Source organism: Photorhabdus aballayi (assembly GCF_026153155.1).
Taxonomy (GTDB): Bacteria; Pseudomonadota; Gammaproteobacteria; order Enterobacterales; family Enterobacteriaceae; genus Photorhabdus; species Photorhabdus luminescens.
In genome coordinates, this window is the sequence record NZ_JAPFCD010000086.1 from 1 (window position 1) to 12,983 (window position 12,983).

The 12,983-nt window shown below is 48.2% G+C and carries 5 protein-coding genes and 3 pseudogenes; 4 read left to right on the plus strand and 4 right to left on the minus strand.

Going from position 1 to position 12,983, the window contains the following annotated elements:
• On the plus strand, window positions 1-8,707 hold an 8,707-nt coding region (locus OO184_RS23625; RefSeq protein WP_265381266.1), incomplete at its 5' end, for a non-ribosomal peptide synthetase.
• 166 nt (window positions 8,708-8,873) lie between these two features.
• Here OO184_RS23625 and OO184_RS23630 read toward each other — a convergent pair.
• Window positions 8,874-9,092, minus strand: a pseudogene (locus OO184_RS23630) (IS4 family transposase); the annotation flags it as partial.
• Window positions 9,093-9,177: 85 nt separating this feature from the next.
• Here OO184_RS23630 and OO184_RS23635 point away from each other — a divergent pair.
• The gene (locus tag OO184_RS23635) at window positions 9,178-10,329 is read left to right on the plus strand and encodes an IS701 family transposase (RefSeq protein ID WP_265381267.1); all 1,152 of its coding nucleotides are present in this window, start codon (window positions 9,178-9,180) and stop codon (window positions 10,327-10,329) included.
• 214 nt (window positions 10,330-10,543) lie between these two features.
• On the opposite strand, the gene OO184_RS23640 is transcribed toward OO184_RS23635, so the two are convergent.
• Window positions 10,544-10,843 carry a hypothetical protein gene (locus OO184_RS23640; protein WP_265381268.1) on the minus strand — a complete coding sequence of 100 codons (300 nt, stop codon included), beginning with the start codon at window positions 10,841-10,843 and terminating at the stop codon, window positions 10,544-10,546.
• 24 nt (window positions 10,844-10,867) lie between these two features.
• On the opposite strand from OO184_RS23640, the gene tnpB reads away from it, so the two are divergent.
• Together tnpB and OO184_RS23650 are read left to right on the plus strand one after the other, a co-directional pair.
• Entirely contained in the window at window positions 10,868-11,221 is a 354-nt protein-coding gene (tnpB, locus tag OO184_RS23645) for an IS66 family insertion sequence element accessory protein TnpB (protein ID WP_265381269.1), read from the plus strand.
• A 220-nt stretch (window positions 11,222-11,441) separates the two neighbouring features.
• Window positions 11,442-12,463 (plus strand): annotated as a pseudogene (locus OO184_RS23650) (IS110 family RNA-guided transposase).
• On the opposite strand, the gene OO184_RS23655 reads toward OO184_RS23650, so the two are convergent.
• Complete coding sequence (locus OO184_RS23655; protein ID WP_265381270.1) at window positions 12,460-12,666, minus strand: hypothetical protein; 207 nt, start codon at window positions 12,664-12,666, stop codon at window positions 12,460-12,462. The pseudogene OO184_RS23650 and the gene OO184_RS23655 sit on opposite strands and share 4 nt — an antisense overlap.
• 194 nt (window positions 12,667-12,860) lie before the next feature.
• Window positions 12,861-12,983: pseudogene (locus OO184_RS23660) on the minus strand (IS982 family transposase); the annotation flags it as partial.

Consider the following 12,983-nt stretch of genomic DNA (forward strand, 5'->3'; position numbering starts at 1 on the left):
GCCGTTAGTCATCCTGGCTGATAAGGCAGGGTATGCAGCACTGGGTGAAAAAGCGTTAGACGGAGTGACTGTCCTCGATCCAAATACATCAGTAAACCAACTGGGCAACAACCCGACGGTGCCAACACTGATCTCACGGCATCTGGCCTGTGTGATTTATACATCAGGTTCGACAGGCACACCAAAGGGCGTGATGGTTGAGCATCGCGGGCTGGTTAACCTGATTCAAGAGAAAATTACACAGTTCTGTATCAATCCTGAAAGTCGAGTGTTGCAGTTTGCCTCCTTGGGTTTTGATGCCAGCATTTGGGAAATCATGATTGCGTTAGGGGGTGGAGCCAGTCTGGTTATCGCTGCCGACACAGTTCGTCATGATCCACATCGTCTCTGGGATTATCTGGAACAACAAGCGGTAACGCATATCACTCTGCCTCCGGCTTTGCTTCAGGATGGGGCCAATTTACCGCCGTTAACAACAAGACCCACAGTGATACTGTGTGGTGAAGCGCCCAGTGCGGTATTGCTTCAGGCGCTATGTGACAGGGTAATTTTGTTTAATGCTTATGGCCCGACAGAAAGCACGGTTTGTGCCACGATCTGGCGTTGCCCGTCAGGCTATACAGATGCGTTAGTCCCTATCGGATATCCAACAGCCAACAGCCAGGTTTATCTGTTGGATGCTGACGGCCAGCCAGTGCCGCTGGGGGCTGAGGGGGAGCTGTACATTGGTGGTGTGGGTGTGGCGCGGGGTTATCTGAATCGCCCTGATTTGACCGCTGAACGCTTCTTAGCTGACCCGTTTAGTGAGATGCCGGATGCGCGGATGTACCGCACCGGGGATTTGGCTCGCTATCTGCCGGACGGTAGTCTGGTGTTTATTGGCCGTAATGACCGGCAGGTTAAAATTCGGGGCTTCCGGATAGAACCGGGGGAAATTGAAGCCCGGTTAACAGAATTCCCTGCGGTGCGGGAGGCTGCTGTGCTGGCGTTAGGTGATGATTATGACAAGCGTCTGGTTGCCTATGTGGTGGCAGAAGCGGATGATGAATTGGTCAATAATCTGCGAATTCACCTGAATACCCGATTGCCTGATTATATGGTGCCAGCGGCGTTTGTCCGTTTAGATGCCTTCCCATTGACACCTAACGGCAAGCTAGATCGTAAGGTTTTGCCGGTACCGGGCGAAGAAGCCTTTGCACACCAGATTTACGAAGCCCCACAAGGAGAAATTGAAATTGCCCTGGCGGCTATCTGGCATGAGTTATTGGGGATTGAGCAGGTTAGCCGACATGATAATTTCTTTGCGCTAGGTGGGCATTCGTTGCTAGCGGTACGGATGATGAATCGGATAGCGACTTTAGGGGTTGAATTACCGCTGAGTACGTTATTTGAATCACCTTCCTTGATTGCTTTTGCTGAGGCGATACGTGCCCAACTTAATAAACAGGGAAGTGTCCTGCCGGCTATCATGCCGATATCTCGTGAGGGAGAATTGCCGCTGTCATTTGCGCAACAGCGTTTGTGGTTCTTGTCGCAACTTGAAGGCGTGAGTGAAACCTATCATATTCCGATGGCACTGCATTTGCGGGGACAACTTAATATTAGTGTATTGCAACAAACACTTGATACGCTGTTTTCCCGCCATGAAGCATTACGCTCCATATTTATTTCCGTTGATGGTCAACCTCAGGTAAAATTGTTATCGGCTGAGTTGGGCCTGCCAATGAAAAAATACGATTTGAGCAAAGCTTTTGACATGGATGAACAGCTTAAGCATTTATGCGTTCAGGAAGCCAAGACTCCGTTTGATTTTGCCTGCGGTCCGTTAATCCGTTCTACTTTGATACAACTAGCGGACAATGATTATGTGTTTCTGCTGACACAGCATCATATTGTGTCAGATGGCTGGTCTGCTGGTGTGTTGATAAGTGAGTTAAGCTCTCTCTATAAGGCTTTTCTAGCAGGGCAACCCGATCCGCTACCGCAATTGACAATTCAATATCCTGATTATGCTGCATGGCAACGTCAATGGTTGTTGGCTGAGAGGATACAAATTCAGTCCGATTATTGGAGAACGGTGCTGGTTGACGCGCCGATTTTGTTAGATTTACCTACTGACCGCCCCCGTCCGTCTGAGCAGACATTTGCCGGGAATATTGTCCCTATTAATTTAGATGAAAATTTAACAGCATCTCTCAAGCGTCTGAGTGAGCAGCAGGGAACCACATTATTTATGACTCTGTTGTCAGCATGGGCAATAGTCCTGTCTCGTTTGGCAGGTCATGATGATGTGGTAATAGGGACTCCAAGTGCTGGCCGTAGTCTCCAGGAGGTGGAGTCTCTAATTGGTTTCTTTGTCAATACGTTGGCCTTACGTATTGACTTATCAGGTGCACCAAATGTAGTTGAACTGCTTGCACGTGTTCGACAAACCGCACTGGCAGCACAAGAACATCAGGATCTACCGTTTGAACAAGTGGTAGAAATTGTGCAGCCACCACGTTGTCTGGCACATACACCATTGTTCCAGGTTATGTTCACCTGGCAGAACAATGAACACGCTAATTGGGGTTTGCAGGGACTAGTAGTTTCGCCAATTACTCCCTTCTTTGACACGGTTAAATTTGATCTCGAACTGGATCTGTCAGAAGAAGAGGGCAGAATAGAGGGGGTACTAAGTTATGCTACGGCCCTGTTTGATCAATCTACCATTGAACGGTACGCGGGATACTTGCATACCGTATTACAGGCCATGGTGGCTAACCCTCAACAGGCAGTTGGGAAAATTGATATCCTTACACCGGTAGAGCGCAGATTATTGTTGGCAACATGGAATACTCCCGAAGTACTGCATTCTGATGCACTGTGTATTCATCAGTTGTTTGAACGGCAGGTAGAAAAAAAACCGGACGCTATAGCACTGGTGTATCAAGAACAGGTTATCAGTTATGCCGAATTAAATGCTCGCGCTAATCGGCTGGCTCATCAGTTGATTATATTAGGAATAGAACCGGATCAACGAGTGACGATTTGTGTCACACGCTCACCGGCGATGGTGATAGGACTACTGGCAGTGCTGAAAGCAGGCGGAGCATATGTCCCTCTGGATCCAACCTATCCGGTTGAACGTTTAGCTTATATGCTGAAAGATGCTGCACCATTAGTAGTATTAGCTGATAAAACCGGACGGGTGGCCATGGGTGAGAAAGCGCTTGCCGAGTTGGTTGTCCTTGACCCTAATATTATGCCAGACCAGCCGGATACCAATCCCTTGGTGACCGCATTGATACCATACCACTTGGCATATGTGATTTATACTTCGGGCTCTACTGGCACCCCTAAAGGGGTGATGGTGGAACATCAGGCTGTTTACCAACGTATTCAGGGCCTTAATAAGACCTATGAAGTTACAGCACAAGACCGGGTACTGCAATTTTCATCATTTGCATTTGATGCATCAGTTGAAGAGTTTTTCTCGTCATTATGCAATGGTGCCACGTTGGTGATGCGTGATAGTAATTGGCTGTCTTCTATACAAGAATTTATTTCTTTAACTTGGGAAAATCGTATCACGGTCATGTCTCTGCCGACCCTGTTTTTATCTGAACTGACGGCTAGAGACAATACATTACCGTTGCCGGGTTGTCTCAGATTAATCATTATTGGTGGAGAGGCAGTGAAAAAACGGGCTATTCAGGATTGGTTTGCGCAGGAAACTTATCGACCACGGTTATTGAACACCTATGGCCCGACTGAAAATACTGTGATTGCGACTTGTAAGGAAATCGTATTCCCAGAGGATGAAGGTTTAATTGGCCGACCAGTTAGCAATACTAATATTTATTTGCTGGACAGATGCGGCCAACCGGTACCATTGGGTTGCACTGGAGAAATATATATTGGTGGTGTGGGTGTAGCCCGGGGTTATCTGAATCAATCAACATTAACGGCAGAACGTTTCTTGTCTGATCCATTTAGTGATAAACCGGATGCACGAATGTATCGTACCGGGGATTTAGCTCGTTATCTGCCGGACGGTAATCTGGTATTTATGGGGCGTAATGACCAGCAGGTTAAAATCCGGGGATTCCGAATTGAGCTCGGCGAAATCGAAGCTCGGCTAACGGAACATCCAGCAGTCATTGAGGTCGTAGTATTGGCGCTGGGAGAGGGGACAGATAAGCGCCTGATTGCTTGGGTGGTAACAGAAGAGAGGGATGAGTTGGCGAATAGCTTGCGTACTCATCTGAGAACCATGTTGCCGGATTATATGGTACCGGCAGCGTTTGTGCGTTTGGATGCAATTCCGTTGACGCCGAACGGTAAGTTAGACCTCCAGTCATTACCGGTTCCAGATGAAGTGGCATTTGCTCGTCAGGTTTATGAGGCACCGCAAGGGGAAACAGAGATAACTCTGGCGACTATCTGGCGTGAGCTATTGGGGATTGAGCAAATTAGTCGATATGACAGTTTCTTTGCCTTAGGGGGCCATTCGCTGTTGGCTGTACGGATGGTTGAACGCTTGCGTAATCTTGGGTTGACATTGGCGGTGCGTGATCTGTTCCAACATCCGGTGTTATTTGAGCTCGCCAGAACGTTGGGGCAGCATCGAGCTGTGGTAGTGCCTACTAATGTCATCACACCAGAAACCACGATGCTGACGCCAACGATGCTGCCACTGATTGATCTAACTCAGACTGATGTTGACCGTATCATCGAACAGGTGCCGGGTGGGCTCACCAATATTCAGGATATCTATGCTTTATCGCCGTTGCAGGACGGCATTTTGTTCCATCATCTCTTGGAAAATGAGGGCGACTTATATTTGTTGGCCAATCAAATGTCCTTTACTGACCGGCATTACCTGGATCGTTATCTGACAGCTGTTCAACAGGTGGTTGATAGACACGATATCCTGCGTACCGCCTTTATTTGGCAAGGACTATCTGTACCTGCTCAAGTGGTTTGTCGCCAAGCAAAGCTGTCTGTTACTGAATTGATGTTAAATCCGGCTGATGGGCCAATCTGTGACCAATTGATTCAACGCTTTGACCCACATCGGCATCGCATCGATCTGAGTCAGGCACCATTGTTACACTTTGTAATAGCGCAAGAATGGGATGATCGTTGGATAGTGCTGCAATTGCAGCATCACCTGATTGGTGATCATACTACACAAGAAGTAATGGATCATGAAATTCAGGCATATATGACTGGGCAGGGGAATAGTTTGCCAGCCCCTGTTCCTTTCCGCAATTTTGTGGCTCAGACCCGGTTGGGGGTGAGCCAGACAGAGCATACTCGGTTCTTTACCGACATGTTAGCAGAGGTGGAGGAGCCAACATTGTCGTTCGGGGTGACGAAAGTACATTATGATGGCTCGCAGGTCGCAGAATTACACCGAATGTTAGCTTCTGAACTAAATGAGCGATTACGTAGCTGGGCAAGACATCAGGGAGTCAGCTTGGCGGCCCTGTGTCATTTGGCCTGGGCACAAGTGTTGTCGCGTACCAGCGGACAGGAAAAAGTGGTATTTGGAACCGTACTGTTTGGACGAATGCAGGCAGGAGAAGGTTTTGACAGCGGGATGGGGTTGTTTATCAATACATTACCGCTGCAATTGGATATGGATGATACACCGGTACAGGAGAGCGTCCGAGAGGCACATAATCGATTAGCCGGATTACTAGCACATGAACATGCTTCACTGGCGTTGGCTCAACGATGCAGTAGGGTTGCCAGTGGAACACCGTTGTTTAATGCCTTGCTGAACTACCGGCATAATGTCCCGTTGACGGCTTCAGATGAACCCCTGAATGGTATTGAATTTCTGGGTGCACAAGAGCGCACTAACTATCCGATTGTTTTGTCGGTGGAGGATTTTGGGGATGCACTCGGTCTGACGGCTCAGGTAGTGCAGCCCTTTGAGCCAGCACGGATATGCGATTATATGCAGCAGGCGCTGGAAAGTCTGGCGGAAGCGCTGGAGCACACGCCGGACAGGCCGGTTCGGGCATTGGAAATCCTGCCGGAAGCGGAGCGTACGCTGTTGTTAAAAACTTGGAACGCGACAGAAACTGTCTATCCAGACCAGTTATGTATTTATCAGCTGTTTGAACAACAGGTGGAAAGAACACCTGATGCCACAGCACTCATATATGAAGAGCAGACACTCAGCTATACCGAACTGAATGCCTGGGCTAATCGGCTGGCTCATCAGTTGATTATGTTAGGAGTAGAACCAGATCAACGAGTGGCGATTTGTGTCACACGCTCACCAGCGATGGTGATAGGACTACTGGCGGTGCTGAAAGCTGGTGGGGCATATGTCCCTCTGGATCCAACCTATCCGGGTGAACGTTTGGCTTATATGCTGAAGGATACTGCCCCATCCGTAGTATTGGCAGATGTAACAGGACAGACAGCATTGGGTGAGAAAGCGCTTGCCGAGTTGGTTGTACTTGACCCTAATATCCTGCCAGACCAGCCGGATACCAATCTCTTGATGACTGAATTGATGCCACACCACTTGGCATATGTGATTTATACTTCGGGTTCGACAGGGACACCAAAAGGAGTAATGCTGGAACATCGTGGTGTCTGCAACTACCTGCTATGGGCACGGCGTGATTACCTGGCTGAAAGGCAATTCGATAGTATCGTTTCGTCACCGCTAGCTTTTGATGCCACGGTCACCAGTCTTTACCTGCCATTACTGTGTGGTGGCAAGATCCGCTTGCTCCGTGACGGGCAGGAACTGGTTGAACTGCTCCCCGCGTTGCTGTCAATGGAGTCGGGTGCTCTGGTTAAGATTACCCCCAGTCATCTCTTAGCAGTGGGGCAGGAATTGAAAACTGCGGGACGAAAATGCCCTACGCATTGCTTTGTCGTAGGGGGAGAGACGCTGCCCAGTTCCACTGTTGAACTTTGGCGAACATTATCGCCTGGATCACGCATCATCAACGAATACGGCCCAACTGAAACCGTCGTGGGTTGTGCCGTGTTTGATACCAATTACCCAAGCTATTTTGTCGATAACGTACCGATTGGCCGACCAATCTCCAATACCCAAATCTATATTCTTGATCCCCACGGAGAACCTGTCCCAATGGGTGTCGCTGGTGAGCTTTACATTGGAGGAGTTGCTGTCGCCCGAGGCTACCTGAACCGGCCAGAGTTGACCGCTGAACGTTTCCTGGTCGATCCGTTTAGCGATAAACCAGGTGCACGCATGTACCGAACCGGGGATTTGGCGCGTTATTTGCCGGATGGCAACCTGGTATTTATTGGTCGTAATGACCATCAGGTCAAAATCCGGGGCTTCCGGATAGAGCCGGGAGAGATTGAATCGCGACTGACAAAGCATCCTGCGGTGAGTGAAGTGGTTGTGTTGTCACAGGGAGAAGGACAACACAAACGTCTGGTAGCTTATATAGTGGCGGAATCAGACGACAGATTGGTGACCAGTTTACGTACTTACCTGAGTAAAGTTCTGCCGGATTATATGATACCAGCAGCGTTTGTGTGTTTGGATGCACTTCCGTTGACACCAAATGGCAAGCTGGACCGTCAGGCATTACCAATTCCTGGTGAAGAAACCTTTGTCCATCAGGTTTATGTAGCACCACAAGGGAGGGTAGAAATAGCTCTAGCGGAAATTTGGCAAGAGTTGTTGAAAGTTGAGCAGGTGGGGAGGCATGACAATTTCTTCGTATTGGGTGGCCATTCGCTACTTGCCATACAGATGATAAATCTTGCAGCAAAACGTGGGATGTTTTGTACATTGAATGAGTTGTTCCAATTCCCAGTGTTGTCCGAACTAGCTGTAAAAATCATGTCAGATTGGTTATCTCAGAAACGCAGTGCAATTCCTGTACGTTCTGGTGGAACACAGCTACCTTTATTCTGTGTTCCTAGTGGCGTAGGTGATTATTCCTATACTTTTGGATTGGCTGAGCTTATGCGGCCAGATTATCCGATTTATGCACTACCGTGGCCGCCCATCAATGAGGAACGGATATCAACAATGGAAATGCTGGCGACAAGAGTGATTTCTTTAATGAAAGCCGTTCAACCGAAAGGTCCATACCGCATATGTGGTTATTCTTCTGGTGGAATACTGGCTTATGCCGTTGCTCAGAGATTATTAGGTATTGGTGATAAAGTTGATTTCCTTGGACTGATTGATACGCTTGCTCCTCACTGTTTCAAAAGAATGGCTCAACCTAAACATCAGTTTTTAACTGAATTAGAAAATCAATCCGGGAACAAACATACCACAGAAATTTCAGCATTGTATCCGATAATTGATGAACTGAGCTGGATGCAATTGATTGAATTTGCAAAAAAAATTGGAATATACTCCTTAAATCTGAGTTCTGATTTGATTGCAAAAAATATGGAGCAGAGAGAAAATTATGAACAAATGGTTAGGAATTATGTGCCAGAAACATTGACGGTGCCATTGCATCAGTTTTATGCGCTGGAACCTTCTCTCACGATGCCTATTGTCACAGATACCGAACAGGAACCTTTAACCAAAGACCCATCCTTAGGATGGAATCAGGTAATGCCTGCTACTTTGTTGCAGTTGATTGCTATTGTTGGTAATCATTCTAGTTTGTTTGAGGATAATGAGAATAGAATGGTTTTAGCTCAAGCTTTTGATACAGCGTTAGCAAGCAGTGACGAAAGAGAGGGGGTATAATATTTATGATTTTGATTACTCAGAAATATCATGTGCTAACCCTAAGCTATTTATGGAGATCATCTTGATAGCTTAAGATATATTTAGACACTTATTCTTCCATATGAAAGGTTAAAACGTAAGCGTACGGGGAACCCCACCTAGCCAGCTGTCTCTTGATCATATTTCATAGATCAAGAGACTTGGACAGTAAATAACCTTCAAGGATGGTTTGTAGCATGAACCATCCTTGCCACAGCCTTTCCCATCCCACTCGGCCATTTCGTTTTGAGTCATACCAACCCGCTAGTTTTCCCAAATTAATATAGGCCCAGTAAACACTTGGCGCTGTCTTAGGGACCTTTTTCTTTTCTTGCTTTACCCATAACAACTGTAAGTGTACGGGGAATCTCACCTAGTACTACAGCCGTACGCCCCTTTGTGACATGATAGCCCATGACATTTTGTCCTGAAAATACGGGAGGTGTACCATGCACTCACCGACCAACGCCTGGGAACAGGAACTGCTCTCACTGCATACTCGTCTGGCTTCGTTGTTTCACCATCCCGGCCCACAGCAACGCAGCCTCGCCTACCTCCGGGGATTACTCAGTGACGTTGAACGTAAAAATGGCTGGCAACTGGCGGAATGGATAGGCGAACGCACGCCTGATGGCGTTCAGCATCTGCTGGAGCGGGCTCACTGGGATGTTGACGTCGCCCGCGATATTTTGCGGGACTATGTGACGGAGCATTTGGGCGATGAACACGGGGTGCTCATTGTGGATGAAACCGGCTTTATCAAAAAAGGCACCCATTCTGCCGGCGTGCAACGTCAATACAGTGGCACCGCCGGACGCGTCGAAAACAGTCAGATAGGCGTCTTTCTCTGTTATGCCGGTCAGGGTGGCCATGCCTTTATTGACCGCGCGTTATACCTGCCCAAACAATGGACTGATGACCGGCCCCGCTGTGAAGCCGCCGGCATTCCTGACGCCGTCACCTTTGCCACCAAACCGCAGCTCGCCCGGCAGATGCTGGAACGCGCATTAGAGGCCGGTGTGCCCTGTCGCTGGGTGACGGCAGATGCCGTTTATGGTCAGGATCGTCGCCTGCGCGGCTGGCTGGAGTCCCGGTATCAACCGTTTGTGCTGGCGATCCCCAAAAATGAACCGTTGTGGTGGCAAGGGCCAACCCCTGTCAGGGCGGACAAGATTGTGGACAGCCTGACGCCTGGGCAATGGGAAACCCATTCGGCGGGGCGGGGAGCGAAAGGCGAACGTCAGTATGACTGGGTTCGGGTGCCGCTCTGGCGTTTACAACTCAGTGAGAAAGAACGGGAATATGGCCATTATTTGCTGGTCCGGCGCAGCCGGGATGAAAAGCAGGAACGGGCTTACTTTGTGGTGTATGCGCGCCGAGAACAGGCTGGCCTGAAGACCCTGGCTCAGGTGGCAGGGCATCGCTGGGAAATTGAATGTGGTTTTGAGGAAACGAAGGGGGAATGCGGTCTGGATCACTACGAAGTGCGGCAATGGCATAGCTGGTATCGGCATATTACGCTGTCGTTACTGGCCCATGCGGTTCTGGCGGTTTTGCGGATACGGGAGAAAAAAAACGCCGAAGGGACTGATAGCCCTTAGTGTGGCTGAACTGCGTAGGCTACTGTCAAAATTAATGGAAAAGGCAGGAGAGACCGTCGAGCAGGTTTTACATTGGTCATCTTGGCGACGACGACATCAATACTACGCACAACAATGTCATTATCGCCGCCGGGATAACTTTATGATTACAGAGCGGTTACGGCTGTAGTACTAGCCAGCGGGCATTCACTGATTAAAATAGTGTCACCTATTCTTATGATGGAAAAATCCCATGAGCCAATCCCGATTTACGCAAGCTGAGTGGCTGGACATTTTTGAACAGCAGAAAAAATCTGAATTGACTGTCCAACAGTTTTGCCAAAAGATCGGTATCTCGACAACCCAGTTCTATCACCACCGCCAACACGGCTCCCGTCCACAGGAAAAGCCCCCCGGGTCGGCTTCCCCGCCTGCTTTTATTAAAATCCGCCCCATCCGGCACGCCCCCCCTCTTATTTGAAACACCGCATGGCACACTGCGTTTCCCTGCCGGTACAGAGACCCACGTCATCATTGCGATTATCCGCGGGCTCGCCGCATGAAAATGTTTGTGGATGTCCCGGACGTTTATTTGTGCCGCCCGTTTATCGACTTCCGAAAATCCATCAACGGGCTGGCAGTCTGGGTGGAGCTGGAAATGCAGCTTTCACCGACGCAAACCGCGCTGTTCCTTTTTTGCAACAAAAAGCGGGATAAACTCAAAATCCTCTACTGGGATAAAACCGGGTTTGCCCTCTGGTACAAGCGGCTGGAAAATGCCAAATTCAAATGGCCCACGGCCGTCAACAGCGCCACCCTGAACCTGACGGAGCAGCAACTGCACGGGTTGTTATCGGGCTATGATGTCATCGGCCATCAGCCCTTCTCCGTACCGCATTGTCATGTCACCTGATCACTTGACGATCATCAAACCCATGGGCATTAATTGAGTTTCTTCGCCGGGAATAGCGTAAAATGTCCCCATGAAAATCGATATCAATGCCCTGCCCAATGACCCCGCTGAACTGAAACGGCTGCTGATTAAGCAGTCGCAGCGGCTGGCCTAATGAGATGGTCTTCCCCATCCTATGAACCATACTCCTATAAGGTATATTGTTTCTAGAGAGGCCATCATGCAAAACGTGACACTTATTGGTATCGATCTCGGCAAGCATTCTTTCCATATCCATTGTCAGGATAAATCTGGCAAGGCCGTTCTGCATAAAAAATTTACGCGCATAAATTAATGGAATTTTTAGCACAGTGTTCATCCACGACCGTCGTAATGGAAGCTTGTGCCGGTGCACATTTTATGGCTCGCCGAGTCGCTGACTTAGGCCATGATGCAAAGCTGATATCTCCGCAGTTTGTTCGTCCTTTTGTCAAAAGTAACAAAAACGATTTTATTGACTCGGAGGCCATCTGTGAAGCGGTACCACGCCCTTCCATGCGTTTTGTCCAGCCCAGAACAGAGACTCAGCAGGCGATGAGAGCACTACACCGTGTCAGAGAATCACTCATCAGAGACAGAGTTAAAACCACTAACCAAATGCATGCCTTTTTGCTGGAATTTGGTATCAGCCTGCCAAAAGGTGAGGCAATCATCAAGCGGTTATCTCTGGTTCTGGCTGAACACGACATTCCCGGTTATCTGAGCCGTTTGCTGATAAAATTACATGACCACTGCCTTTATCTTGTAGAGCAAATAACGGCACTGGAATTAGAATTAAATCAGTCCCTCAAAGCGGACGATGCTGCTCAACGCATGATGACAATACCGGGGGTAGGGCCAATTACCGCCAGTTTACTTTCATCCCAGCTCGGGGATGGCAAACAATTTTCATGCAGCCGATATTTTGCGGCTTCGATGGGACTTGTTCCCCGGCAATACAGTACGGGAGGAAAACCCACGCTGCTGGGGATCAGCAAGCGGGGCAACAAAAATTTGCGTCGAGTCCGAACGTTTCTGATGCAGCTTGAGCATCAGAAAGGCAGGCTTGCCGAGTGGGTTCGGGAGCAACTTAGCAGGAAACATTCGAATGTGGGGGCCTGTGCACTGGCTAACAAATTGGCACGAATAGCCTGGGCTCTCACCACTCGGCAAAGTGAATATCAGGCCAGAGAGATACCGCTGACTCAATTAATTGATTATTAAACAGTGAAATACACGTCACCCATCTGGTTTTGCGAAGACTCATTATTGATGACATGAACGGCCAATTGGCCTGATGAATAACCTGATCCAAAAAGTGGCTCATTGAAGCCGATGGCCTTTTTAGGTTCATCAGGTGCAGAACTCATTGAGGAGGGGGCATTTTTCCCATAAAGACGCCGGATAGATTTAAGCAAGCTTGCCATTAATCAAAATCAGTGTTGCAAAAACGGGGATAGCCATAAATTTATGCTCTCAATCCCTAGCTTTATTTTTGAATTATATGCAAATTATCCAAATACATAAATTTATTCTCTATTATGTTTGTATTTTATAAATTGTAAGTTAATCTTAATAATTAACCTCAGCTTCGTTTAAAAATAGCGATATCACAATCCCGTCAATTCAAGCTCGGTTTTTTAGGTTGGAATGTATAAGCAATTAAGCCTGCGACGATTTCCAATAAAAAACCGAGCTGACTGCGGTGTCTTGAATGCTCTATTTGAGAAATATTTTTGAGCTG